The sequence below is a fragment of the Pseudomonas sp. 2822-15 genome (assembly GCF_002742515.1).
Taxonomy (GTDB): Bacteria; Pseudomonadota; Gammaproteobacteria; order Pseudomonadales; family Pseudomonadaceae; genus Aquipseudomonas; species Aquipseudomonas salomonii.
This window is the reverse complement of sequence record NZ_LJRY01000241.1, coordinates 25,113-49,505: the sequence shown is the minus strand read 5'-3', so window position 1 is coordinate 49,505 and position 24,393 is coordinate 25,113. Positions and strand designations below refer to the sequence as shown.

20 protein-coding genes are annotated in these 24,393 nt (G+C 61.1%); 8 read left to right on the top strand and 12 right to left on the bottom strand.

What is annotated here, in order from left to right; genetic code table 11:
• Positions 1 to 789: 789 nt before the first annotated feature.
• Positions 790 to 2,853, bottom strand: coding sequence for a transketolase (tkt, locus tag AOA59_RS26205; RefSeq protein ID WP_099489585.1), 2,064 nt, complete (start codon positions 2,851 to 2,853; stop codon positions 790 to 792).
• Positions 2,854 to 3,027: 174 nt separating this feature from the next.
• On the opposite strand from tkt, the gene AOA59_RS26200 reads away from it, so the two are divergent.
• Positions 3,028 to 3,252 carry a DUF465 domain-containing protein gene (locus AOA59_RS26200; protein ID WP_056860349.1) on the top strand — a complete coding sequence of 75 codons (225 nt, stop codon included), beginning with the start codon at positions 3,028 to 3,030 and terminating at the stop codon, positions 3,250 to 3,252.
• 146 nt (positions 3,253 to 3,398) lie between these two features.
• Here the strand turns inward: AOA59_RS26200 and AOA59_RS26195 are convergent, their stop codons facing one another.
• On the bottom strand, positions 3,399 to 4,775 hold the full coding sequence (locus tag AOA59_RS26195; protein WP_099489584.1) for a VOC family protein: 1,377 nt from the start codon (positions 4,773 to 4,775) through the stop codon (positions 3,399 to 3,401).
• Positions 4,776 to 5,063: 288 nt separating this feature from the next.
• Here AOA59_RS26195 and AOA59_RS26190 point away from each other — a divergent pair, with 288 nt between their 5' ends.
• The 3 genes from AOA59_RS26190 to AOA59_RS26180 all read left to right on the top strand — a co-directional run bounded on the left by AOA59_RS26190 (position 5,064) and on the right by AOA59_RS26180 (position 10,050).
• Positions 5,064 to 6,473 (top strand): OprD family outer membrane porin, encoded by a 1,410-nt coding sequence (locus AOA59_RS26190; protein ID WP_065929555.1) that lies wholly within the window; start codon positions 5,064 to 5,066, stop codon positions 6,471 to 6,473.
• A 134-nt stretch (positions 6,474 to 6,607) separates the two neighbouring features.
• The gene (locus AOA59_RS26185) at positions 6,608 to 9,244 is read left to right on the top strand and encodes a glucosidase (RefSeq protein WP_099489583.1); all 2,637 of its coding nucleotides are present in this window, start codon (positions 6,608 to 6,610) and stop codon (positions 9,242 to 9,244) included.
• Positions 9,245 to 9,456: 212 nt separating this feature from the next.
• Positions 9,457 to 10,050, top strand: coding sequence for a hypothetical protein (locus tag AOA59_RS26180; protein WP_099489582.1), 594 nt, complete (start codon positions 9,457 to 9,459; stop codon positions 10,048 to 10,050).
• 59 nt (positions 10,051 to 10,109) lie between these two features.
• Here the strand turns inward: AOA59_RS26180 and AOA59_RS26175 are convergent, their stop codons facing one another.
• Both AOA59_RS26175 and AOA59_RS26170 read right to left on the bottom strand, forming a co-directional pair.
• Positions 10,110 to 10,427 carry an SCP2 sterol-binding domain-containing protein gene (locus tag AOA59_RS26175; protein ID WP_099489581.1) on the bottom strand — a complete coding sequence of 106 codons (318 nt, stop codon included), beginning with the start codon at positions 10,425 to 10,427 and terminating at the stop codon, positions 10,110 to 10,112.
• Between the two features lie 56 nt (positions 10,428 to 10,483).
• Positions 10,484 to 11,194, bottom strand: a complete 711-nt coding sequence (locus AOA59_RS26170; protein WP_099489580.1) for a histidine phosphatase family protein — start codon at positions 11,192 to 11,194, stop codon at positions 10,484 to 10,486.
• 192 nt (positions 11,195 to 11,386) lie between these two features.
• On the opposite strand from AOA59_RS26170, the gene sohB reads away from it, so the two are divergent.
• Positions 11,387 to 12,412 (top strand): protease SohB, encoded by a 1,026-nt coding sequence (gene sohB / locus AOA59_RS26165; RefSeq protein ID WP_069788443.1) that lies wholly within the window; start codon positions 11,387 to 11,389, stop codon positions 12,410 to 12,412.
• Positions 12,413 to 12,531: 119 nt separating this feature from the next.
• On the opposite strand, the gene AOA59_RS26160 is transcribed toward sohB, so the two are convergent.
• On the bottom strand, positions 12,532 to 14,046 hold the full coding sequence (locus AOA59_RS26160) for an MFS transporter (RefSeq protein WP_099489579.1): 1,515 nt from the start codon (positions 14,044 to 14,046) through the stop codon (positions 12,532 to 12,534).
• 150 nt (positions 14,047 to 14,196) lie between these two features.
• Between AOA59_RS26160 and AOA59_RS26155 the strand changes: the two genes are divergently transcribed.
• Positions 14,197 to 15,093, top strand: a complete 897-nt coding sequence (locus AOA59_RS26155) for a LysR family transcriptional regulator (protein WP_099489578.1) — start codon at positions 14,197 to 14,199, stop codon at positions 15,091 to 15,093.
• Here the strand turns inward: AOA59_RS26155 and dhaL are convergent.
• The 7 genes from dhaL to AOA59_RS26115 form a co-directional block, all read right to left on the bottom strand.
• The gene (gene dhaL / locus AOA59_RS26150; RefSeq protein ID WP_099489577.1) at positions 15,050 to 15,697 is read right to left on the bottom strand and encodes a dihydroxyacetone kinase subunit DhaL; all 648 of its coding nucleotides are present in this window, start codon (positions 15,695 to 15,697) and stop codon (positions 15,050 to 15,052) included. The genes AOA59_RS26155 and dhaL overlap by 44 nt on opposite strands.
• Positions 15,698 to 15,700: 3 nt before the next feature.
• Entirely contained in the window at positions 15,701 to 16,702 is a 1,002-nt protein-coding gene (locus AOA59_RS26145; protein WP_099489576.1) for a dihydroxyacetone kinase subunit DhaK, read from the bottom strand.
• 140 nt (positions 16,703 to 16,842) lie between these two features.
• Positions 16,843 to 17,958 carry an alcohol dehydrogenase catalytic domain-containing protein gene (locus AOA59_RS26140; RefSeq protein ID WP_099489575.1) on the bottom strand — a complete coding sequence of 372 codons (1,116 nt, stop codon included), beginning with the start codon at positions 17,956 to 17,958 and terminating at the stop codon, positions 16,843 to 16,845.
• 27 nt (positions 17,959 to 17,985) lie between these two features.
• On the bottom strand, positions 17,986 to 18,741 hold the full coding sequence (locus AOA59_RS26135) for an SDR family oxidoreductase (protein ID WP_099489574.1): 756 nt from the start codon (positions 18,739 to 18,741) through the stop codon (positions 17,986 to 17,988).
• Between the two features lie 178 nt (positions 18,742 to 18,919).
• The gene (locus AOA59_RS26125; RefSeq protein ID WP_099489572.1) at positions 18,920 to 19,927 is read right to left on the bottom strand and encodes a substrate-binding domain-containing protein; all 1,008 of its coding nucleotides are present in this window, start codon (positions 19,925 to 19,927) and stop codon (positions 18,920 to 18,922) included.
• A gap of 34 nt (positions 19,928 to 19,961) precedes the next feature.
• The gene (locus tag AOA59_RS26120) at positions 19,962 to 20,939 is read right to left on the bottom strand and encodes an ABC transporter permease (RefSeq protein WP_017135922.1); all 978 of its coding nucleotides are present in this window, start codon (positions 20,937 to 20,939) and stop codon (positions 19,962 to 19,964) included.
• Positions 20,936 to 22,423, bottom strand: coding sequence for a sugar ABC transporter ATP-binding protein (locus AOA59_RS26115; protein WP_099489571.1), 1,488 nt, complete (start codon positions 22,421 to 22,423; stop codon positions 20,936 to 20,938). The genes AOA59_RS26120 and AOA59_RS26115 overlap by 4 nt, the downstream gene beginning before the upstream one ends.
• A gap of 283 nt (positions 22,424 to 22,706) precedes the next feature.
• On the opposite strand from AOA59_RS26115, the gene rpiB reads away from it, so the two are divergent.
• Positions 22,707 to 23,168, top strand: coding sequence for a ribose 5-phosphate isomerase B (gene rpiB, locus AOA59_RS26110; RefSeq protein ID WP_016969738.1), 462 nt, complete (start codon positions 22,707 to 22,709; stop codon positions 23,166 to 23,168).
• Positions 23,169 to 23,231: 63 nt separating this feature from the next.
• A complete protein-coding gene (locus tag AOA59_RS26105) occupies positions 23,232 to 24,212 on the top strand; it encodes a sugar-binding transcriptional regulator (protein WP_017135920.1) in 981 nt (326 codons plus the stop codon).
• The last annotated feature ends 181 nt before the right edge of the window (positions 24,213 to 24,393 follow it).

Sequence of the window (24,393 nt, the reverse complement as noted above, 5' to 3'; positions counted from 1 at the left end):
TCGGCCATCGTGGTTGACGGGGCGCCTCAGATCAAAAGCAAGATCAAAAGCAGAGCACGGCGGCCTGAAAGCCGACCTGAGTGGTTGAATCAAAAGCCAGATCAAGTGCAAAGCAACAGCCTATCTACCTGATGCAACTCGGTCTAAATGTGGGAGCGGGCTTGCTCGCGAATGCGGTGGGTCAGTCAATTCATCTGTAACTGACCCACCGCATTCGCGAGCAAGCCCGCTCCCACAGTTGACCGCATGTGGTTTTGAAAATGAGGTCGACTGCGGATTTGCATGCACTGAAGAGCTGCTTTTCTGTGGGAGCTGGCTTGCCTGCGATGCAGACACTTCGGTATATCAGGCACACAGAGTTGAGGCCATCGCAGGCAAGCCAGCTCCCACCTTTGACCGAGTATGGCTCTGCTGTTGCTGTTGCTGTTGCTGTTGCTGTTGCTTTTGCTCCGGCCCTTACATCCTTTTCGATGACGAAGTCAGCGGTCTTTTGATCTGCGCTTTTGATCTTGATCTTGATCTGAAATCGCCCCGTCAAACACGATGGCCGGAATCTGACAGTGATTTGGGGGGTAAACCGGCAGGGATGCCGGTTTAGCCGCGCTGGGCCAAGGATGGCCCATCGCGGCGGCCCCCCAAATCACTGTCGGATTGCGGGCATGCCGAGCCACAGCGAGGCACCGAGTGTTGGGGCGTGGACCTTTTGGTTACTTTTGCGTCCTTGCAAAAGTGACCCGCCGTAAGGGCGGAACCATAAGCCGCCGTTACCTAAATAACGGATATGCCCCCTCAACGCCCAGCCAGGCGAATCTGCTCCTTGGCCTGCTTCACCACATTCTCCACCGTAAACCCAAACTTCTCCTGCAACTTGGCCAACGGTGCCGACGCGCCAAAGCTGTTCATCACCACTTTAGCGCCAGTCTGCCCGACATAGCGGTCCCAACCCAGGGGCCCAGCCTGTTCCACCACCACACGGGCTTTTACCGCAGGTGGCAAGACGCTGTCGCGGTACGCCTGATCCTGGTCTTCAAACAATTCCCAGCTGGGCATCGATACAACCTGAGCGGCAATGCCTTCAGCTTGCAACTGCTCATAAGCCGCCACCGCCAGGCTCACCTCACTGCCCGTCGCCAACAGCAGCACCTCAGGTTTATCAGCACCCGCCAACACATAAGCGCCTTTGGCCGCCCCGGACGCTGCTGCATATTTTGTGCGATCCAAGGTCGGCAGCGCCTGGCGCGACAGCACCACGCAGCTCGGCCGATGGGTTTGCGCCAGTGCCACCTTCCACAGTTCCAGCGTTTCGTTGGCATCGCCTGGGCGCAGGGTCAGCAACCCTGGCGTGGCGCGCAGTTGTGTCAGGTGTTCGATGGGCTGGTGCGTCGGGCCGTCTTCACCCACGCCAATCGAGTCATGGGTAAACACAAACACCACCGGCAATTCCATGATTGCCGCCAGGCGGATCGGCGGCTTCATGTAGTCGCTGAACACCAGGAAGGTCGAGGTGTACGGCCGCAGGTAGGACAGCGCCATGCCATTGGCAATCGCGCCCATGGCGTGTTCGCGGATGCCGAAGTGCAGGTTGCGCCCGCTGTAGTCATCGGCACTGAAACGCCCGGCGCCGTCGAAGGTGAGGTTGGTCTTGGTCGAAGGCGACAAGTCCGCCGAGCCGCCCAGCAGCCAGGGGATTTGTTGCGCGAAGGCATTCAGCACCTCGCCGCCGGCGGCGCGGCTGGCCACGCCCTTGGCGTCGGTGTCGAAGTGGGGCAATTCGTCCTGCCAGTGCTCCGGCATTTCGCCGGCGCGCATGCGGCGCAATTCATCGGCCAGTTCCGGTTCGTACTGCTCCAGCTGCGCCAAGTGTTGCTGCCAGGTTTCATACAGCGGCTGGCTGCGTTCCAGCAGCGCATCGCGCAGCACCGTGCGGGCGTCGTCGGGCACCAGGAAGCTGGAATCCTGCGGCCAGCCGTAGGCCTCTTTGGTCAAACGGATTTCTTCCTCACCCAATGGCTCGCCATGGGCGGCGGCGGTGTTGTGTTTGTGCGGTGAGCCGTAGCCGATCACGCTGTCGACCACAATCAGGGTCGGCGCGCCGGTGTTGGCCTGGAAGGTCTCCAACGCTGCGCTCAGGGCTTGCAGGTCGTTGGCATCGGTAACGTGCAAGGTGTGCCAGCCATAGGCCTGGAAGCGCTTGATCACGTCTTCGCTGAACGCCAGCTCGGTGTGGCCTTCGATGCTGATGGTGTTGTTGTCGTAGATCCAGCACAGGTTATCGAGCTTCAAGTGCCCGGCCATCGACGCCGCTTCGCTGCTGATGCCTTCCATCATGTCGCCATCACCGCACAGGGTGTAGACGTTGTAGTCGAACAGCACCTGGCCGTCGCGGTTAAAGCGCTTGCCCAGCCAGCGTTCGGCCATGGCCATGCCGACGCTGTTGGCGCAGCCCTGGCCCAGCGGGCCGGTGGTGGTTTCCACGCCGGTGGTCATGCGGTACTCGGGGTGGCCGGGGGTTTTGGAGCTCATCTGCCGGAATTGCTTGATGTCGTCCAGGCTGATCGCCGGCTGGCCGGAGCGCTTGCCGTGGGCATCAATCTCAACCACACCGGCCAGGTGCAGCAGCGAATACAACAGCATCGAAGCGTGCCCCACCGACAACACAAAGCGGTCGCGGTTAGGCCAATCCGGGTGTTCGGGGTGGTAACGCAGGAAGCGGCTCCACAGCGTGTAGCCCACCGGTGCCAGTCCCATGGGCGTGCCGGGGTGGCCGGAGTTGGCCTTTTGCACGGCGTCCATGGCCAGGGTGCGAATGGTGTTGATGCATTGGGTGTCGACAGCAGTGGCAGCGTGAGTCATGAAACCGTTCTCCCTCGGGTGGCGATCTACAGTGGAGGGCAGGGCACGGCAAAGGTTTGATCCCATCGTGGGCATTACGACGAACGGGACCGCCTTGACCCAAGACATGACAAGACCCCTTGGAATGGGCTAGTTTCAAGGCGTAGGCCATTGATCAACTTGCGGAGGTACTCCATGCCAGTGAAACACGACCTGTATCAGGATTTGGGTTTGAGCAAGGAAGAGGTCGACGGGCGTCGGGCGAAAAATCCCCATTTGAACGCGCTGTTTGATAAGTACAACACCGTCGATGAGCAGGTGGTGAGCGCCGAAAAGGCATCCGGCAGTGATGAGGCGTTGAAGAAGCTGAAGGATAAACGCCTGTTGGTTAAAGACGAAATCAGGGACTTGCTGCAATAAAGCGTCCTACAGGACGCGGACATATTTGTTCAGAATTGTCTGAGCGACAGCCGGCGTTTCACTGCTTATGATGCCGGCCGTCCACCCGGCTCTGGGGACTGTCGCGGCGCAAGGATTGCGCTGCTGAGCCGGGCGGGCATCCTTTCTTATGCACGCAACGCCTGGATGCACTCATCCATGGAGCGCTGCTGCGTCTCGGCATACAGCTTCAATTCATCAATCGTCCGACGGCCCAGTGCCTGCTCGAATTGAGCCTGGTTCGAATGGGCTGCGTAGTGACTTTGCGCGGCATCGCCCAGGTTCGACTGGAAAATCCCCGCCGCACTCACCGGCAGAAAATCCTCATACACCAAAGGCTCCACCGCCACGTGCCCGGCCGCCATCAAGGCCTCCAACGTTTGCGGCTGACCGGCCTGGCCGCGCGCCGCCAAGCCTTGCTCGGTGACGAAGTAGCGAAAATACGCCAGTTCCTGTTCACGCATCTGCGCGTGGTTATCGGGGAAGGCCTGGAAGTGTTGCGCCATCAATTCGACGTAACGTGCAGCGTTGCCCTCATTCGGGAAGGCGCCCAGTTCGTCGCGCGCCGCGTTCAGCAACTGGTCGTACAGGGCGCGACCCTTTGGCGTCAACGCCACACCCCGTTGTTCTATTTCGCCGAAGCGCGCGCTGTGGCTGCCTTTGGCGTCGGTAAACGCGATGGGCTCGTCGAGGGCCTTGAAGCTGGTCTGACGCAGCAGGATCGGGCACTGGCGACGGGGCGGGCCTTCGATCACGGCTTTGGGCGTGATGCCTTTACCGGGCATCGCGGCCTGCACCTGGTCGATGTCCAGGGTGCGGGGTGTCAGGTGATTAATATGTGGGCCTTTGAACGCCACCACGTCGGCGATCAGGCGATGCTGGTCGCTCAATTGCTGGTACTGGGCGCCGGTCACGGTGGCGGTGTGGTGCCAGCGAAAGGTTTCCAGAGCCTCGCGGACAAACGCTTGGGCATCCGCGACGTTGAGGCCGCCATTGCGTTCGGCTTGCTCGATCAGCGCCAAGGCGCCAGGGGTGAAAATCGAGCGTTTGGCCAGGGCGCTTTCGGCGAAGGCGCGCAGCTCGAGGTTTTCGATCAATTCCAGGCGTAGCAGGGAGGTAAAGACGCGGAACGGGCTGGCCTGCAGCGCCTGTTCATGCACGGCGCGAAAGGCGGTGGAATGCACCGGCACACCGGCGGGTGTGAGGTCGTAATAGCCCACCGGCTGCATGCCCATCACCGCAAACAGACGGCCGATGGTGGCCAGCTCATGGGCGGTGCCCAGGCGGATGGCGCCGTGGCGCTCCATGGCCAGGCGCTCCAGTTCCCCGGTGCGCTGCAGCTGGGTGGCCAGGCCCGAATGACTCTCCAGAACCCGCGTGTTGGTCTCGGCTACCAGCTCCATCAGTGCGCCGTACAGCGGAACTTCATCTCGGTACATGTCGGACATGGCCCTGGAAAAGTCTTTGCGAATCTCGTCGGGGCTGACATACGCGGCGCCTGGCATAGAAAAATTCCTGAACACGGTGGTGAGGGTGCGGCCTTTCTCTGGATTCTGTTGGGCTTTAAGGGGGCTGGCAAACGAAGAATCCTCAGGACTTCATTCTGCAAATGAATGAAATGACGCAAATATGACAAAAATCGGCGCCAGGAAAATTTCATTTTCGTGGGTACTTTCCTAACTAATTCTTCACGAGGCGCGCCCCGGTCCTCATGAAACAATCGTTACGTTTGTAGGGATGAAAACGCCGTTTGCACACAACGCACATAAAAAAATGTTTAGGGGCTGTTACACATGAAAATTTCTACACTGGCGTTATCCATCACCGCAGCGTTGCTCGCGCAACACGCGTGCGCTGATGACTTCGGGCTCGGTTCTCTGGGCACGGGCACGGGTCACAGCGGTTTTCTTGAAGACAGCCATGCGGCTGTCAGTTCGCGGACCATGTACTACAGCGCCGACAACCGTTCGGGCACCAACAACGATCTGCGCGAAGCCGCGACCTTGCTGCGCTTTGACTACAAATCCGGTTACACCCAAGGCACCCTTGGTGTCGGTTTCGACGTGATGGCGTTCGGCGCCTTGCGTCTGGACGGTGGCGATGGCCACGCCGCAGGCCCGGGCCTGGCGGGTAACGGCAACAGCTTTTTCCCGACCAAAAACAACGGCACCGAACCCGCCGACAGTTTCGGTCGCGCTGCGGGTAACGTGAAATTCCGCATTTCCCAGACCGAGTTGCACGTCGGTGGCGGTTTGGCCCCGGTGTTGCCTATCCTGGTCTCCAACGACAGCCGTGTGGCACCGCAGACCTTTGACGGCGGCATCCTGACCTCCAACGACATCCCTAACGTGACCTTCACCGGTGGTGAGCTCAACCGTGCCGAAGGCCGTGCTTCCAGCAACGCCACGGGCTTGAGCGTTGCCGGCGGTACCCGCGACAGCGACAGCTTCAAGTTCGGCGGTGTGGACTACAAACCGTTTGGCTCGTCCGACAACGCCATCGCTAAAAACCTGACGTTGCAGTACTACTACGCCGACCTGCAAGACTTCTACAAACAGAACTACTTCGGCCTGGTTCACGTGCTGCCATTGGGCAACGACCAGTCGTTCAAGACTGACCTGCGTTACTTCGACAGCACCAGCGACGGCAAAAATGGTGACGCCGGCTACCAGTTCAACAACAACGGCGGCTACGCCAAGCACGCCGGCGAAGTGGACAACAAAACCTACAGCGCCGCGTTCACCTACCAGTTGGGCGGCAGCAGCCTGATGCTCGGTCACATCGGTGTGAGCGATGACGGCGGCTTCGTCTGGGTCAACCAGGGCAGCATCGCTGATCCAAACGCACAAGGCGCGGGCGGCAGCGACTTCTACCTGTTCACCGACGCGGTGGTGGGCCAGTTCTCCCGCGCGGGTGAGCAGGTCAATTTTGGCCAGTACTCCTATGACTTCAAGGCCTTTGTACCAGGTTTGAAAGCCTCCGTGGCGTACCTGGACGGCACGGGCATCAAGTCCAAAGTGGCCGGTGGGTCGGATCAGAAAGAAAACGAAACCGACTTCCGCCTCGACTACGTGGTGCAGCAAGGCCCGCTCAAAGGCTTCGGCACCACCTTCCGTACCGGTACCTATAAAGGTCACAACACCGGCACCGCAGACCAGGACCAGACGCGCCTGATCTTCAACTACACCTACGCGATCTTCTAAGCTCGCGCCGCGACAAACGGAGGCCGCCTGAACAGCGGCCTCTTTTTTTTTCGCGCGCGCGAACACGACTTCATGTGCATCCGCGCACGGATGGGTTCTACACTGCCCCCACTGTGTCAGTGATGGAGGACCCAATGACGGCCACGCCCGCAACCAACATCCTTGCAACTATTGAAGGCCAGCGCCTGGCCGCCCAGGACGCCGAGCATTGGCGCGAGTGGGGCCCGTATTTAAGTGAACGCCAATGGGGCACGGTGCGCGAAGACTACAGCGCCGATGGCGATGCCTGGGCCTACTTCCCCCACGAACACGCCCGCAGCCGCGCCTACCGTTGGGGCGAGGACGGCCTGGCGGGTTTCAGCGACAAGGCGCAGCGCTGGTGCCTGGGTCTGGCGCTGTGGAACGAGCGTGACAGCATCCTCAAGGAGCGCCTGTTCGGCCTCAACAACGCCGAGGGCAACCACGGCGAAGACGTCAAGGAGCTGTACTTTTTCGTCGACGGCGTGCCCAGCCATGCCTATATGCGCATGCTCTACAAATACCCGCATGCGCCTTTTCCCTATGCCGACCTGCTCGCCGAAAACGCCCGCCGTGGGCTTGAGGATGCCGAGTACGAAGTGCTCGACACCGGCGTGTTCGAAGACAACCGCTACTGTGATGTAACCGTCGAATACGCCAAGCATCAGCCCGACGATATTTTTATGCGCGTCACCGTGCACAACCGCGCGGACCAACCGACGCGTGTGCAGGTGCTGCCACAACTGTGGGCGCGTAATGACTGGAGCTGGACCTTTGACGCGCCGAGGCCGCAGTTGCGGTTAGACGGTGAACGGGTACTGGCCCGGCACCATGAGCTGACCGATCGCCATCTCAGCGCCTGGGGCCAGGACGGCCTGGAGTGGCTGTTCTGCGAAAACGAAAGCAACTTCCCCAAGCTCGATGGGCAACCGGCGCCGGGGCCATTCAAGGATGGCATCAACGATTACGTGGTGGGTGGCGCAGCCTCGGCAATCCGCCGGGACGTGGGCACCAAGGTCGCCGCGCGTTTCATCCTCGAACTGGCGGGCCAGGAGAGCAAAACCCTGTACCTGCGGTTCGCGCCGGTGGACGCGCCCCAGGTCAATGCACGCAAGCTGTTCGCGCTGCGCCGCCAAGAGGCGGACGACTTCTACGCCGCCTTGCAGCAAGGCATTGCCGATGATGACGCGCGCAATGTGCAGCGCCAGGCCCTGGCCGGGCTGCTGTGGTCCAAGCAGCTCTACTACTTTGATGTAAACCAGTGGCTCGACGGCGACCCGGCCCAACCCGCGCCGCCGCCCGAACGCCTGCATATCCGCAATACCCATTGGCGGCACCTGTCGAACTTCGACATTTTGTCCATGCCCGACACCTGGGAATACCCGTGGTACGCATCCTGGGACCAGGGCTTCCAGGCCGTGGCGATGGCGTTGATTGATCCGGGGTATGCCAAGCAACAGTTGTTGTTGCTGGTCAAAGATCGCTTTATGCACCCCAATGGCCAGCTGCCGGCGTATGAATGGCGCTTCGACGACGCCAACCCGCCGGTACACGCCTGGGCCAGTTGGCGCGTGTATCAGCAGGACAAGGCGCTGACCGGCGTGGGCGACATGGACTTTCTCGAGCGGATTTTCCACAAGCTGCTGCTGAATTTTTCCTGGTGGGTCAACCGCAAGGACGCCGAGGGCCGCAACCTGTTCCAGGGCGGCTTCCTGGGCCTGGACAACATCGCCTTGTTCGACCGCTCGGCCACCTTGCCGCCGGGCTACCAGCTGGATCAGGCCGACGGCACCGCGTGGGTCGCGGCGTATGCACTGGACCTGATGCGCATCGGCCTGGAACTGGCCAAGCGCAATGTTGTGTACGTGGATATCGCGGTGAAGTTTTTCGAGCACTTCCTCTACATCGCCGGCGCGATCAACCGCGTCGACGACAGCGCCGAAGGCTTGTGGGATGAGCAGGACCAGTTCTTTTACGATGTGCTGCACCGCCCGGACGGCCAGAGCGAGCCGGTGCGCCTGCGCTCCATCGTCGGCCTGATGCCGCTGTTTGCCGTGTTGGTGCTGGAGCAACGCGAGCATGAAGGGCTGCAAGGCTTGCGTGAGCGACTGCTGGGCTTTATGAAACACCGGCCGGACCTGGCCAAGCTGGTGTCGCGCTGGAACGAACCGGGGCAGGGCAACCGCCTGTTGCTCGCCTTGCTGCGTGGCGAGCGCACCAAGGACCTGCTGCGGCGCATGCTCGATGACCAGGAGTTTCTGTCGACGTTTGGCGTGCGCTCGTTATCCAAGGCCTTTGCCGAACAGCCATTGGCGCTGAAGATGAATGGCGACACCCTGTGTGCGCGCTACCAGCCCGGCGAGTCCGACTCACGCTTGTACGGCGGCAACTCCAATTGGCGCGGGCCGTTGTGGATGCCGGTGAACTACATGCTGATCGAATCGCTGCGCGAGTTTCACCGCTACTACGCGGACAATTTCTCGGTGGAGTACCCGACGGGCAGTGGTTATCTGGCGTCCCTTGAAGAAGTGGCCGACAGCCTCAGCCAGCGCCTCACGCGCTTGTTTTTACGCGATGAAAATGGCCTGCGCCCGTCGATGGCGGGCTATGCGCAATTGGAAGCAGACCCGGCCAGTCGCGATCTGGTGTTGTTTCATGAGTATTTCCATGGCGAAATCGGGCGTGGCCTGGGGGCGTCGCATCAGACGGGGTGGAGTGCGTTGGTGGCGTTGTTGCTGCAGCCCAAAAGCTAAGCCGCACCACTGACAAGCTTTTCTGTGGGAGCTGGCTTGCCTGCGATAGCGGTGTATCAGCCATACACGGGTGGGCTGACCCACCGCTATCGCAGGCAAGCCAGCTCCCACATTGAAACTACATCGCTTGCGAACTGGCCAGCAAAAAAATCCCGCCACCAAAAGGTCTGAATCAGGTAAATTCGCCGCCCCTCCAGACAAGGATGTAGACGATGGCGAATGTTATCGCGCGAGTTGGCAGTGCAGGCCTATTGTGGGCATTGCTGATCACCTTCGGTGTGTCCATCACTTCACTGTATTCCCGAGAAAGCGCCGCGGCCCCGCTGATGATGCATTGCCGCGAATGCGAGAAAGGTGACGACACCTTCGATGCAACAAAATGGTTCAGCAGCGGCATGTACCGCCTTGAAACGGATATTGTTCCCAACCCGATGCGGTCGATGACTCGCACGCATCCGGTGGTCTTCAAGGCCAAGGATAATGACCAACTGGTCGAGGCTGCGCTGCGTGGAATCAGCGATGTGCTCCCATCCTTCGATTCCCGCACGTTTGAAGCACAGTGGCCCGTGTTAACCAGGCGCGTACGTTACAGCTACAGCTTTTTTATGGCGCCCGATGAACCCCGGGACCTCTATGACATGTACTTGCAAGTGGGCAAATACAAGCTGGTGATCGTGGTTGGGCTTGACGTCAATACCGGTGAAATCACCGCCGAGTATGAAGGGCGTGTGATTCGTGAAAACGACGGTAATGACCCAGCGTACATGGACACGTTCGAAGAAATGGATAATGCCAATACCCGCTGACCGGGAAGCCGGCTGAACGAAAAATCCCGCCGGAAGGCGGGATTTTTTTGAGCGCGGCGTTATCCGGCCGGGAACAGCTCGCTCAGTTTCATGGCCAGCATCATGTCGCCTTCGGTGCGCAGCTTGCCGCCCATGAAGGCCTGCATGCCATCGGTGGAACCATCGACGATGCCTTTCATGGTCTCGGCGTCCATCACCAGAGTAACTTGGGCGTCAGGGTTTTCGCCTTCCAGCAGTTCGCAGGTGTTGTTTTTCACCACCAGCGAGAAGTTCTGGGTGTCGTCGATACGGAAACCGAACACCAGGTCCAGGCCGTCGGCAGCGGCCGGGTTGAATTTGGCTTTCATTGCTTCTACAGCTTTGGCTACGTCAGTCATGGTTTCGATCCTTTAAGGTAGAGTCCAGTGACCTTGGGGTCACGGTTGGCCGCAATTCATCGGAAGGTGATGAGCTGCGGCGCCTTCAACAGTTGCAAGTGGGTATGACTGTTGAAGGAAGCCAGTGCCACCTCGCGACCACGGAATTTCAGCTGGTTGAGCGAGGTGTTAACAATTTGCCAGTTCAGTTCGAAGGCCTGCGCGGCAGGCATTCGGGTAATCAGGTGGAGCAGGGCGGTGATGGTGCCGCCGGAAGTAAACACGGCGATCTTGTCGCTGTTGTCGGCTGCTTCCAGAATGCGTTGCAGGCCACCCTGCACACGCTCCACGAAACCCAGCCAGCTTTCCAGCCCAGGCGGGTCGTAGGTGCCGGCCAGCCAGCGCTCGATGATCAGGGCGAAAATGCGCTGGAACTCACTGCGGTTTTGCGCAGCGTTGCGCAGGATATCCAAGGCGTGGGGCTCGGTGCTCAGCAGGTCGGGGAGCAGGGCGCGGATGATCGCTTCGCCGTCGAACTCGTTGAAGGCCGTGTCGATTTCCAGCGTTGGGGCTGGCAGGCCGAGGGTGCGGTATTGATCGAATGCGGCGGTGGCGGTGTGTTGCTGGCGACGCAGGTCGCCCGAGACACAACGGTCGAACCTGAGGCCCAGGTCGGCCAGGTGGCGACCGAGTACCTGTGCTTGCTCCACGCCGACGGGCGACAAGACGTCATAGTCGTCTGCACCGAAGGAGGCCTGGCCATGTCGAATCAGATAAATGCTGCCCACGTCCGTTTTCCCGGTACGTTGAAAGTCTGGCGAGGTTATGAGGATGGCAGGGAGCTGTCAATGAAAAAACATACGCTTGTTTTAAAAGCGCGTTAGAGGCCGACTGCTGGCGGTTTGAGCACTGGTCCGAAGGCGGTGCCGTCGGTATGCTGGGCCATCCGCGCCTGGCGCCGTGCTTTTTTAAGGAGACATATGGATTTTTTGGCCGAATACGCGAGCTTTCTGGCGAAGACCGTCACCCTGGTGGTCGCTATTGTGGTGGTACTGATCAGTTTCGCCGCGCTGCGCAGCAAGGGGCGGCGCAAATCCGCCGGCCAATTGCAGGTCAGCAAGCTTAATGATTTCTACAAAGGCCTGCGTGAACGCCTCGAATCGAGCCTGCTCGACAAGGACCAGCTCAAGGCCCTGCGCAAGTCCGAAAGCAAGACCGAAAAGAAGAACAGCAAGAAGAAGCCCGAGGCCAAGCCACGGGTGTTTGTGCTGGATTTTGACGGCGACATCAAGGCCTCGGCCACCGAGAGCCTGCGCCATGAAATCACCGCGCTGTTGAGCCTGGCCACGCCGAAAGACGAAGTGGTGCTGCGCCTGGAAAGCGGCGGCGGCATGGTGCACAGCTATGGCCTGGCCTCATCGCAGCTGGCGCGTATCCGTCAGGCCGGCGTGCCGCTGACCGTGTGCATCGACAAGGTGGCGGCCAGCGGCGGCTACATGATGGCGTGCATTGGCGAGAAGATCATCAGCGCACCCTTTGCCATCCTCGGCTCCATTGGTGTGGTGGCGCAGCTGCCCAACGTCAACCGCCTGCTGAAAAAGCACGACATCGACTTTGAAGTGCTGACCGCCGGTGAATACAAACGCACCCTCACCGTGTTTGGCGAAAACACCGAGAAGGGCCGGGAGAAGTTCCAGGAAGACCTGGACATCACCCATCAGTTGTTCAAGAACTTTGTGTCGCGCTATCGCCCGCAGCTGGCCATCGATGACGTCGCGACCGGAGAAGTGTGGCTGGGTGTTGCAGCGCTCGATAAACAACTGGTCGACGAACTGCAAACCAGCGACGAATACCTGGCGACCAAGGCCAAGACGGCCGAGGTGTTCCACCTGCACTACGCCGAGCGTAAAAGCCTGCAGGAACGCGTGGGCCTGGCGGCCAGCGGCTCGGTGGACCGTGTGTTGCTGACCTGGTGGAGCCGGTTGACCCAGCAGCGGTTCTGGTAACCCACATCTGAAGACCCAGGTGATCTATGTGGGAGCGGGCTTGCCCGCGATGGCGGTGGCATAGGCAACATAGTTGTCGGCTGATACACCGTAATCGCGGGCAAGCCCGCTCCCACATTTTAGTTTTGCGCCAGGGCGGGAATCGGCTTTCGCATCAGCGTCCCCACCACCAAAGCCCCCAGCAAACCCAACAGCCCCGCCACCCACAACACCCCGCTGAACCCACCCACAAACGCCTGCTGCGCCAACGGTTGCACCACCTCTCGTGCCGGTTCCGGCAGCATGCCCATCGCCGCCGGCATATCCCCGGCCACCACTCGCGATGCAATCCCCGCCACCTGCGCCAGCCATTGCGGGTCGATACTCGTGCTCAGCAACTGCTCGCCATGGCTGCTGAGCAGCGCCCCATACACGCCGATGGCCAGCATGATCGCGCTGAAGCGCATGGTGGTACTCATGCCCGACGCCATGCCCGCACGGTCACGCGGCACACAGGCCATGATGTTTTTCTGCGTGTCGCCATTGAGCAGGCCCGCACCGGCACCGGTCACGGCAATCGCCAGCGCGAAGGGCAGATAACCGCCCGCATTCACCGCCCAGGCGCTTAACAGGTTGCCGCAGCCCACCAGGGTCAAACCGGTTGCCATCATCGTTGCGGGCGCAAAACGCCCGGCCAGCCGTGCACCGATGCGTGGGCAAATAAGCATGGTCAGGGCAAATGGCAACATACCCAGGCCCGAGGCGACAGCGGAGAAACCCAGCCCGTTTTGCAGATAAAACGGCAGCAACGTCATCATCACCTGGGCGCACCCGGCGTAGGCAAACATCCCCAGCAGCGCGCCGATAAAACGCGGGTGCCGGAACAGTTGCAAGTCGACCATGGGCCGCTGTTGCACACGTTCGACCAGCACAAACACCCCCAGCAACATTGCGCCGCCAATCAGGCGCGCGTAGGTCAGCGGGCTGTCCCAGCCGATGCGATTGGCCTCGATCAAACCCCAGATCAGGCACAGCAAGCTGGCACTGAAGGCCAGGCTGCCCCACGGGTCCAGGCGTGCCGATTGAGTGTCGCGTGATTCGGGAATCGCCCGCAGCACCAGCGCCATCAACCCCAGGCCCACCGGCAGGTTGAGGTAGAAGATCCAGCGCCAGCCCAGGTACTGGGTGATCACGCCGCCCAGTGTCGGCGCGGCGGTCATCGCCACGCCCATGCACGCGCCCCAGAACGCCCAGGCTTTGGCACGCTCGACTTCATCGTGAAAGGTGTGGCCGATGGAGGCCAGGGCAGCGGTCAGCAGCAAGGCTGCGCCGACGCCTTTTACAGCGCGGGCAATGTCCAGGAACAACGCATTCGGTGCAGCGCCGCAGCCCAGTGAGGCGAGGATAAAAATGCTCAAGCCCCAGATCAGCGACCGCTTGCGGCCAAAGCGGTCGGCGATGCTGCCGGCGGGCAGCAATAACGCGGCGAACGCCAGCATGTAGGCGCTGACCACCCACTCGATATCGGCGAAGTTCGCCCCCAGGTCGCGCGCAATGCTCGGCAGGGTGACGGCGACGATATTGGTGTCGAGCACGATCAGCGAGCAGACGCCGGAGGCGGTCAGCAGGGTGAGGCGCGGGCTGACCTGGCTCATGGCTTGATTGCCTTACAGGTAATATGGGAAAGACAGTTGACGTGCATCGCAAGGGCTCTCTAGTGTGGGCGTACGTTGAGCTTATCTCCGGCTACGCTTGGTTTTATTAGCTGGAACCCTGCACTTCATTACCTATGAGCTAATGCAACAATGGAAATCCGCCATTTCCGCTACTTCCTCGCCGTCGCCAGGCAGCGCAATTTCACCCGCGCGGCTGAGCAACTGGGCATCGCGCCGCCGACCTTGAGTCGCCAGATCCAGGACATGGAAGCCTCACTGGGCACGCGCCTGTTTATCCGTCAGCAACGGGAAGTCAGCCTTACCGAAGCCGGCGCGGCGTTGTTGATTGAGGCCGAAGCCACCGTGCGCCAGTTCGAGTTCGCCCAACGCAACGCCCAGCGTGCCGGGCGGGGAGACATCGGGCATATCGAATTGGGCTATGTGGCGTCGGCGGTGTATTCGGGGCTGCTGCAAAAACAGATGCAGGCGTTCAGCCAGGCGTTTCCCGATGTGAGCGTGAATGTGCGCGAATGCGCCATGGCGTCCTTGCCCGGCGCGGTGGCCGACGGGCGTTATGACATCGGCTATATCCGCTCGCCCATGACCTTGCCCGACGGTGTGGAGGCGGTGCGCCTGGACAGCGAAGGCTTTGTGTTGGCGCTGCCTCAGGATTCCTGGCTGCTGGGGCTTAAGGTCATCGGCTGCGAACACCTGCAAAACGAGACGTTTATATTGCCGGAACAAATCAACGGCACCTTGCAGGTGGCGGCGCAAGGTGGTTTCGCCCCGCGCCTGGGGCCGCAGCCGGGTGGGCTGGTCGCGGTGGTGGCGTTGGTGTCGTTAGGGCAGGGCGTGGCGGTGGTGCCGGCATCGATGGTCGGGCATGTGAGTTTGCCGGGCGTGGTGTATCGCACGATTCAGGGTAACGAGGCTTCATCGTGGCTGTCGCTGATTCACCGGCGCTTTGAAAAAGCGCCGGCGGTGGCGCGGTATATCCAGCAGGTCAAGCAGTCAGCCGTGGCTGCACGGAATCGGCCAGGCGCGTAAGAATCAGGCAGCACGACACCGCCCCGGCATCCAGCACGCCCAGCGAACGCTCGCCCAGGCGGCTGGCGCGGCCGATTTTGGCGATCAGGTCTTTGGTCGAATCTCGCCCTTGGGATGCGGCGGTTTTCATCGCTTCCAGCGCATCGTTGAAAGAAGCGCCACCGGCATGCGCACGCTCAAAGGCTTCAACCGCCGGGATCAGCGTGTCCATCAAGCACTTGTCGCCCACGCCCGCTTCGGTGATGTCCTGCAACGAGGTCAAGCCGCCGCGCAACAGGTGGGCAAAGGTTGCCGCGTCGATCGCCTCGCTGGTGCGCACTTCGTCGGCCATGCCGATAAACAGGCTGCCATACAGCGGCCCCATGGAACCGCCGATGCCTTCCATCAGGCTCAGGGTCAGTTCATCCAGGGCTTCGGCCAGGCTCAACTGGCGGCCTTCGAGGCTGCGCCCGCAATGTGCAAAGCCTTTGGCCATGTTGATGCCGTGGTCGCCGTCGCCAATGGCGCCGTCGATTTCACTGAGGTATTCGCGGTTGGCCACGATCACGCTGACCAGGTCAGCGACAATGGCGCTGCCGTCGCGGGTGGAAAAGTGCTGGCTCATGGTTCACTCCGCCTGGGTCATGCCGATGGAACGGCAGGGTTGGTCGATCAGGGTTTTAAGCTCGGCGTCGAGGCCGAGCAGGGTCAGGGTCACGCCCATCATTTCCAGGGAGGTGAAGTAGTTGCCGACGTAGCAACGGTGAATCTTCAAACCCTTGGCCTTGAGTTGGCTTTCGACCTCGGCGTAGAACACATACAGCTCCATCACCGGCGTGGCGCCCAGGCCCGAGACCAGCACCACTACGCTGTCGTCCTGGCTGAAATCGCGGTCGGCCAGGATCGGCGCGAGCATGCGCTCGGCCATGGCGGCGGCCGGTTCGATGGCGATCACTTCAATGCCCGGTTCGCCGTGATGGCCGATGCCCAGTTCCATCTGCCCGTCGGGAATCTGGAAGTTCGGCTTGCCCACGGCGGCGATGGTGCAGGGCGTGAGGCCAATGCCGATGGAGCGGCAGTTATCCACGGTTTTCTGCGCGACGCGAATCACGCCGTCCAGGTCGTAATGCTGGGCGGCCGCAGCGCCGCCGATCTTCCACATGAAGATTTCGCCGGCCACGCCACGGCGCTTGGCGATATCGGCCTTGGGCGCGGAAGCCACGTCGTCATTGGCGACCACGGTGCGGATGCGCATGTCTTTGCTGGCGGCCATTTTCATCGCCAGCTTTACGTTCATGTTGTCGCCGGCGTAGTTGCCGTACAGGCAGGCCACGCCCGCGCCATGGTCGGCGGCGCGGAAGGCGTCAAAAAAGCTCTTGGCGGTGGGCGAGGAGAAAATCTCGCCGACGGCCACGGCGTCCACCAGGCCCGGGCCGACGTAGCCGAGGAACGCCGGTTCATGGCCGGAGCCGCCGCCGGTGACAATGCCGACACGGCCGGCTGCCGAGGGCCTGGCCTTGGTGATGACCCGTGGGTTGGTTTCGAATTGGCGCAGCTCGGGGTGCGCGACCAGGATGCCGCGCAGCATGTCCTCGACCACGTGGTCCGGATCGTTGATGACTCGATTCATAACGCGGGTTCCTGTTCTTGTTCTTGAAGGGCAACAACAATCTAATGTGGGAGCTGGCTTGCCTGCGATAGCGGTGTGTCAGTTGCCACCGCCATCGCGGGCAAGCCCGGCTCCCACAGGGTGAGGTGGTGTTGTTGAAATCAGGGTTGCAGGACGACTTTGAGCGACTTGTCCCCGCGCTCCATCACCGCAAACGCTTCCTTGAAGTCCGCTAATGCGAACTTGTGAGTCACCACGTCGCGCATGTCGATCTTGCGGTTGCCGATAAAGTCGATGGCGCGCGGGTACATGTACGGCCCCAGGTGTGAACCCAAAATATCCAATTCCTTGCGGTCGCCGATGATCGACCAATCTACCGTGGCCTCGTCATTGAACACGCTGAATTCGACGAAACGCCCCAGCTTGCGCAGCATCGCCAGGCCCTGGTTTACCGCCTTGTGGTGCCCGGTGGCTTCGATATAAATGTCGCAACCATAGCCGTCGGTGATCGCGCGGATCTTGGCCATCACGTCGACTTCAGCCGGGTTCCACACTTCGTCGGCGCCCATGCGCAGGGCGAGGGCGGCGCGCTCGGGTTTCATGTCCAGCACGATGAGTTTTTTCGGGTTGCGCAGGCGCACGGCGCCAATGATGCCCAGGCCCAAAGTACCGGCACCGGCGACCACCACCACGTCGTCATGGTCGACATTCGCGCGTTCGGCCGCGTGCAGCGAACAGGCCAGCGGCTCGATCAGAATGGCTTCATCCGGGGCGATGGATTCCGGCACTTTGTGGATGATGCCTTCCTTGGTGAAGATCATGTACTGGGCCATGGCGCCCTGCACATTGTTCTGGAAGCCATACAGGTCGTGCTTCTGGCACATCCAGTACTGGCCGTGGTTGCAGAAACGGCAGCCCCAGCACGGCACGATCTGCTCGGAGATCACTCGATCACCCACCGCCACGCCACGTTTTTCTGCACCCGGGCCGAGGGCAACCACGCGGCAGACGAACTCATGCCCCGGAATCATCGGCGGCTTCACATAGCGCGGTTGCTCGGCATCACCCCAGAACGACGGCGCGCCGCGATAGGTCTTGATGTCACCCATGCAGATGCCGCACAGCTCGACTTTGGTGAGAATCTCGTCAGGGCCGGGCGTGGGCACGTCGACGGTTTCCAGGCGATAGTCTTCCGGCCCGTGGCAGACCACGGCCTGCATGGTTTTCGGGATGACCGGGGACAATTGTTCAGGTGTGCGTTCGGTGACGGTGGACATGACAAAAACCTCACGACAAAAGATGAATTACTGAATGCTGTAGCCGCCATCGATCACCATGTTGGCGCCGGTGATCATCTGCGCGGCGTCGCTGAGCAGGTACAACGCCAGCCCGGCGATTTCTTCCGGCTGGGCAAAACGACCCGCCGGGATCTGCAATTTGGCCTTCTCACCAACTTCACCGGCCCAGGCTTTTTTGCCCAGGGCGGTCTCGACGATGGTCGGCGAGATGGCGTTGACGTTGATCTGTGGCGCCCATTCCATGGCGAGCACTTTGGTCATGCCGACAATGGCGGCCTTGCTCGCGCAGTAGGCGACGTGGCGGTCCAGGCCAATCACGGCGGCCTGGGAGGCCAGGTTGACGATGCGCCCGCCGCCCTGCGCCAGCATGTGTCTGGCGCAGGCCTGGGCCACAAAGAAGCTGGCCTTGAGGTTGATGTCCAGGGTGGTGTCCCAGGCGCTTTCGCTGACGTCGACGGCCTTGTCCAGCAACACCACGCCGGCGCTGTTGATCAGGTAATCCAGGCGCTGGAAGTGTTCGAATACGCTGTCGATGGTGCGCTGTATCTGGCCGATCTGGCCGAGGTCGACGGCAATCCCCAAATGCCCGTCGCCCAGGCCGGCCGCGACCTGCACCACCGCCGGGTCGCGGTCAAGCAAGGCCACGCGCGCGCCGCGTTCCACCAGCAGGTGGGCGCAGGCCAGGCCAATACCGGCCGCGCCGCCGGTGATCACCGCGCAACGGCCGGTGAGGTCGAAGGCTTGGTTCCAGAATCCAGACATGAATGACTCCCTCTTCGAAAACAGTAGAGATCCAATGTGGGAGCTGGCTTGTGTGGGAGCTGGCTTGCCTGCGATGGCATCAACCGTATGTAACTGACACACCGAGGTGTCTGCATCGCAGGCAAGCCAGCTCCCACACAAGCAAGCTTCCACACTTGGCCCTATTACAAGGCGAAAACTACTTGCCGCCGCTGACCTGCTGGTACAGCGCATCCGCATTCGCGTTAGTGACGGGCACCCACGGGAGGATGTAGTTCCTGGCGGTGCCATCGCCCCATTTCACGTCCTTGGCGTAGCGCTCCCAGATCACCGATTGCGGCTTGTAGTCCTTGCCCGCCAGGGCGCGTAGCGCCACATCCAGCGCGCCCTGGGATTGGGCCTGGGCGTCTTGCAGGAAGGTGGTGACTTCGTCTTTTTTCGCCGCCTGAATCGCATCCGGCATGCCGTCGATAGAGGTCACCGGCACGTCCTTGGAGGTCAGCCCGTGGGACTTCAGTGCCTGCACGGCGCCAAGGGCCATGTCGTCGTTTTGCGCGATCACGCCGTTGATGCCTTTGGGGTGCGCGTTCAGCCAGTCCTCGGTGAGGGTCAGGGCCTGGGCGCGGTCCCAGTTGGCGGTCTTTTTCTCGATGATCTTGATGCCAGGGTGCTTGCTCAGCACTTCCAGTTCGCCTTTTTCCCGGTCGATCTGCGCCGACTGGCCAATCGGGCCCTGGATGATCACCACATTGCCCTTGCCATTGAGCTTGTCGACCATGGCCTGGGCCTGCAGGCGGCCGCCTTCTACGTCGTCGTTGCCCACATAAGGCACGGAGGCATCGGCTACTTTCGTATTGGAGGCGATGACCACTACGTCGTTGCTCATGGCGGCTTTCACTGTGCCGACCCCGGCCTTGGTGTCGATGGGCACGAACAGGATGGCGTCGTAGTGCTGGGTCACCATGTTTTCGATCTGGTTGTTCTGGGTCAGGGCATCGTAGTTGCCGTCGAACACGGTCAGTTGCACGGTGCCGTCCTTGACCGCCGGGTGTTCCTTGAGCTCGCGGACCCAGTTCTGCATGAACTGGCCCTTGAGGCCGTAGACGGCCGCGCCGATCTTGTAGGCCTTGCCGTCGGCGGCAAAGGCAATGCTGCTGGCGAGCAGAGTGAGGGTCGCCGCGGCGGCCAAAGTGGTACCAAGTTTCATGAGTAGAACTCCGGTTATTGTTGTGGGTCGTTCTCTAGCGTTTTTTCTTGCGCCACACGTCGATCAGTACTGCGAACACGATGATCAGGCCCTTGGCGACCTGCTGGTAATAGGAGGACACGCCGAGCAGGTTCAGCCCGTTGTTGATCACGCCGATCAGCAGGGCACCAAACAGCGTGCCGACAATGCTGCCGGTGCCGCCCGACAGGCTGGTGCCGCCGATCACCACGGCGGCAATCGCGTCCAGCTCATAGGACACCCCGGCCTGGGGCAGGGCGGAGGTGGTGCGTGCCGAAAGCACTACGCCGGCCAACCCGGCGAGCAAACCCGAGACCACGTACACCGAAAACATCACCTTACGCACGCCGATACCCGAGGTGCGCGCGCTCTTTTCATTGCCGCCCACCGCGTACACGTAGCGCCCGTAAGTGGTGTAGCGCAGCACCATCCAGAAGATCAGCGCGACCACGGCGAAGATCACGATGGGCACGCCAATCGGGCCGATCTTGCCGATGCCCAGCGCCAGGTAGGCGTCGGGCAGGTCGGTGATCGGGCTGCCGTCATTGAGGATGAAGGTCATGCCACGCGCAATGCTGAGCATGCCGAGGGTGGCCACGAACGGCGGGATCGACAGGTTGGCAACCATAAAACCGTTGACCACGCCGAGCATCGCACCGGCAAACATCCCCGCACTGACGGCCGCCAGCAGGCCATAACCCTGGGTCGCAACCATGGCGCTGCACAACCCGGCAAAGGCCAGGATCGAGCCCACCGACAGGTCGATGCCTTTGGTGAGGATCACGTAGGTCATGCCCACGGCCAGGATGCCGTTGATCGAGGTCTGACGCAGGATGTCCATCCAGTTGCGCCAGGTCATGAAGTATTCGCTGGAAAACGCCATCACCACGCACAGCAGGATAAACACCAGCGGCAGGCCGAAGCGGTCGAGGGACAAGCGCAGGCGATTGCGCGGCGCGGTGGTCATGGGCGGTGCGATGGTTTTGGCATTCATGAGGCAAGACTCAACAAGGCTTCCTGGGAAAGGGCGGTGTCGGTGCTGATGGTCACCAGCCGGCCGCCCTTGAATACGGCGATGCGATCACTCAAGTGCAGCAGTTCCGGGGCTTCGGATGACACCACGATGGCAGCGCCACCGGCGCGTACGAACTGGTCGAGCAGGTGGTAGATCTCCTGCTTGGCGCCTTCATCGATGCCGCGGGTCGGCTCATCGCAGAGCAGGCACACCGGCTCGGTCGACAGGCATTTGGCGAGCACGACTTTCTGCTGGTTGCCGCCGCTCATGGAGGCCACCGGCAATTCCAGGGAACTGGTCTTGATTTGCAGGCGCTTGACCATGGTTTCGGCCAGTTGGGTTTCCTTGCGCGCATTGATCAGCGACCAACTCGACAGACGCTTGTAGGCCGACAGCGCAATATTGGAAAGAATGCTGCCGGTGAGCACCAGGCCACTGTCTTTACGGTCTTCGGTGACCAGCGACATGCCGGCGTCGATCGTGGCTTTGGGCAGGCCGATGGGCATGGGTTTGCCTTGCAGGGTCACGCTGCCGGAGTCCGCGACCGTCAACCCATAGATGCAATTGAGAAACTCGCTGCGCCCCGAACCCATCAGCCCATAGATGCCGAGGATTTCGCCCTGGCGCAGTTGCAGGCTGATGTCGTGGAACTCGCCATTGCGGCTCAGGTTGTCGACTTGCAGGCAGGTGGTGGCGGCGCATTCGCGGCCGACCTTGTGGTCGATGCGTGTCAGCTCCTGGCCGACAATCCCGCGCACCAGATGGTTGCGGTCGATATCGGCCATGCGCCCGCTTTCCACAAAAGCGCCGTCACGGAAGATGCTGTACTCGTCGGCGATCTGCGCCAGCTCGCTCAAGCGGTGCGACACATAAACGATGCCGGCGCCGCGCGCGGTGAGGCGGCGGATGGCCTTGAACAGGGTTTGCGCTTCGCGCTCGCCGATCGCCGAAGTCGGCTCGTCCATGATCATCACCTGGCAGTCATGGCTGAACGCCTTGGCGATTTCCACCAGTTGGATCTGCGCCACGCTCAGGCGGTGCATGGGGCTGCTGGCGTCGACCTCGAATTCGAGGCTTTCGAGCAGCTCGCGGGTGCGGCGGTTGAGGGTCTTGCTGTCGACAATGCAACCGGCGCGGCGCGGTTCGCGGCCCAGCCAGATGTTTTCGGCGACGGTCATATAAGGGATGGGCTCCAGCTCCTGGGTGATCATCGCGATCCCCGCCGCCAGCGCTTCACTTGGGCGGTTGAACTGTACGGGCGTGCCCTTGAGCAGGATGGTCCCGGCGTCACGCGGGGTGATGCCCATCAGGATGCTCAGGAAGGTCGACTTGCCGGCGCCATTGCCGCCGCACAGCGCATGCACGCTGCCGGCCCGCAGAGAAAGGCGCCCGTCACGCAGGGCAGGCACCCCGGCGTAGGCCTTGGCGACGTGTTCAGCCTGGAGCAGTAATGGCGTGGCCATCGGCGTGTCCTCGTGCTGTGAATTCTTATTAGGTCGCACAGTCATGTTTTGCTGTGATCATATGTGTATCAAATGAAATTCTGATCAGTCAATCGCTTTCATTAAAAAGTTATAAATACGTCTGTTTGCGCGAAGTACGCCTGTTTAGACGGCTTTGACTGTGAGGTCAGCTAAAACTCGCTTGACAGAAGGGGCGGAATACCCGAGAAATAACTGAGCGAAATTTCATTGAATGATCATATGATCAGTCTAAAGCACCTAAACGGCAGCGGAGCCAGACGCCATGAACACACCTTTCCCGGTGGCTATCGGATGCGATGAAGCGGGTTTTGAGCTCAAAGAGCTGTTAAAGCGCCATATCGAGGCGCTGGGTTACCCGGTGACCGACTTCGGCACCCATTCCACCGCGCCGGTGCTGTACCCGGACATCGCGCTGGCGGTGGCCACCGCCATCAATGCCGGGCAGCAGCGCCTCGGCGTGCTGGTGTGCGGCACCGGGATCGGTATGGCCATCTCGGCCAATAAAGTGCTGGGCATTCGTGCGGCCCAGGCCCACGACACCTACTCGGCCGAACGCGCACGCAAGAGCAACGATGCGCAAATCCTGTCTATTGGCGCGCGGGTGATCGGCGCCGAGCTGGCCAAAAGCATCGTCAAATCGTTTCTGGAGTCGGAGTTCGAGGCGGCGCGTTCCGGGGCCAAGGTCGAGCGTATCAATGCGATCGAGCGCGATGGGCATCAGTAGTGGACGGGACGGGGCAAGAGTCGGGAGAATGGGTTTTTGACGCCGAAACGGAAGCCCGTCCCCATGAGTGACAGTACCCAGCGCATCGCCAGCGATATCGATCAGATGACCGAAGTGGCGATGCTCTATTACCTTGAGAACGTCACTCAGGAGGCGATCGCCAAGCGCTTCGACCTGTCGCGGGCCAAAGTCAGCCGCTTGCTCAAACGTGCGCGCGATGAAGGGATTGTCGAGGTGCGGGTGTTGCAGCACCCGGCGATGAACAACGAGCTGGAGCGCGCGCTGGTGGAGCGCTTCAAGCTCGACCGTGCGTTGATTGCGGTCGACCACAGCGAACCCGACACCCAGCGCTCGGCCGTCGCCAGCCTGGTGGCCAATTACCTGAACAAAACCTTGAGCGACGGTATGATCGTCGCCGTCGGCATGGGCCGTAACGTCGGCGCGGTGGCCGACAATGTGTTTTTGCCGGTGACGCGCAACTGCACATTTGTCTGTGCGATCGGCGGTTCGCTCAAGGCGGGCGAATACATGAACCCTGACCATATCTGCCGGCGCCTGGCCCTGCGTTTTGGTGGCGAGAGTGAAAGTTTGTATGCGCCGGCACTGGTGGCCAACCCGGAATTGCGTGGCGTGCTGATCAACAATGACACCGTGCGCTCAACCCTTGATCGCGCGCGGCGCGCAGACATTGCGCTGATCGGCATTGGTGACATGAGCGAGAACAGCAACATGGTGCGCATGGGCTGGTTCTCGCCGCAGGAGATTGCCCAGGCGCGGCTGTCCGGCACGGTGGGCGACATGATGGGGTATGACTTTATCGACATTCATGGGCAGCCGGCGGTCAACGCGATTCAAGGACGGGTGATCGGGTTGACCGTGCAGGAGTTGTTTCGTATCCCGGATGTGGTGGCGATAGCCAGCGAGAACACCAAGGCGGCGGCGACCTTGGGTGCGTTGCGCTCGGGGGTGATCAATACGTTGGCGACCACGGTGACGAATGCGCACACGATTCTGGCGCTGGATGATGCGACGCGTAAGTCCTGAATGGACAAAGGTCAAAAAACTGTGGGAGCTGGCTTGCCTGCGATAGCATCACCTCGGTTTCACTGAAGGACCGAGTTGCCTGTATCGCAGGCAAGCCAGCTCCCACAGAGGTTATGGGTTGGGCTTACAGATTTTGTAATAGTTTTGCAGTGTGGGAAATTTGAGTTTCGACTGTACGATT

What these genes read in the sequence shown, in the direction of transcription:
- AOA59_RS26160 (WP_099489579.1), bottom strand. Translation starts at nt 14,046, where the DNA reads ATGAGCCAGGTCAGCCCGCGCCTCACCCTGCTGACCGCCTCCGGCGTC.
- AOA59_RS26185 (WP_099489583.1), top strand. Translation starts at nt 6,608, where the DNA reads ATGACGGCCACGCCCGCAACCAACATCCTTGCAACTATTGAAGGCCAG.
- AOA59_RS26145 (WP_099489576.1), bottom strand. Translation starts at nt 16,702, where the DNA reads ATGAATCGAGTCATCAACGATCCGGACCACGTGGTCGAGGACATGCTG.
- dhaL (WP_099489577.1), bottom strand. Translation starts at nt 15,697, where the DNA reads ATGAGCCAGCACTTTTCCACCCGCGACGGCAGCGCCATTGTCGCTGAC.
- AOA59_RS26180 (WP_099489582.1), top strand. Translation starts at nt 9,457, where the DNA reads ATGGCGAATGTTATCGCGCGAGTTGGCAGTGCAGGCCTATTGTGGGCA.
- AOA59_RS26155 (WP_099489578.1), top strand. Translation starts at nt 14,197, where the DNA reads ATGGAAATCCGCCATTTCCGCTACTTCCTCGCCGTCGCCAGGCAGCGC.
- AOA59_RS26125 (WP_099489572.1), bottom strand. Translation starts at nt 19,927, where the DNA reads ATGAAACTTGGTACCACTTTGGCCGCCGCGGCGACCCTCACTCTGCTC.
- AOA59_RS26190 (WP_065929555.1), top strand. Translation starts at nt 5,064, where the DNA reads ATGAAAATTTCTACACTGGCGTTATCCATCACCGCAGCGTTGCTCGCG.
- AOA59_RS26105 (WP_017135920.1), top strand. Translation starts at nt 23,232, where the DNA reads ATGAGTGACAGTACCCAGCGCATCGCCAGCGATATCGATCAGATGACC.
- AOA59_RS26135 (WP_099489574.1), bottom strand. Translation starts at nt 18,741, where the DNA reads ATGTCTGGATTCTGGAACCAAGCCTTCGACCTCACCGGCCGTTGCGCG.
- AOA59_RS26195 (WP_099489584.1), bottom strand. Translation starts at nt 4,775, where the DNA reads ATGCCAGGCGCCGCGTATGTCAGCCCCGACGAGATTCGCAAAGACTTT.
- rpiB (WP_016969738.1), top strand. Translation starts at nt 22,707, where the DNA reads ATGAACACACCTTTCCCGGTGGCTATCGGATGCGATGAAGCGGGTTTT.
- AOA59_RS26140 (WP_099489575.1), bottom strand. Translation starts at nt 17,958, where the DNA reads ATGTCCACCGTCACCGAACGCACACCTGAACAATTGTCCCCGGTCATC.
- AOA59_RS26175 (WP_099489581.1), bottom strand. Translation starts at nt 10,427, where the DNA reads ATGACTGACGTAGCCAAAGCTGTAGAAGCAATGAAAGCCAAATTCAAC.
- tkt (WP_099489585.1), bottom strand. Translation starts at nt 2,853, where the DNA reads ATGACTCACGCTGCCACTGCTGTCGACACCCAATGCATCAACACCATT.
- AOA59_RS26200 (WP_056860349.1), top strand. Translation starts at nt 3,028, where the DNA reads ATGCCAGTGAAACACGACCTGTATCAGGATTTGGGTTTGAGCAAGGAA.
- AOA59_RS26120 (WP_017135922.1), bottom strand. Translation starts at nt 20,939, where the DNA reads ATGAATGCCAAAACCATCGCACCGCCCATGACCACCGCGCCGCGCAAT.
- sohB (WP_069788443.1), top strand. Translation starts at nt 11,387, where the DNA reads ATGGATTTTTTGGCCGAATACGCGAGCTTTCTGGCGAAGACCGTCACC.
- AOA59_RS26115 (WP_099489571.1), bottom strand. Translation starts at nt 22,423, where the DNA reads ATGGCCACGCCATTACTGCTCCAGGCTGAACACGTCGCCAAGGCCTAC.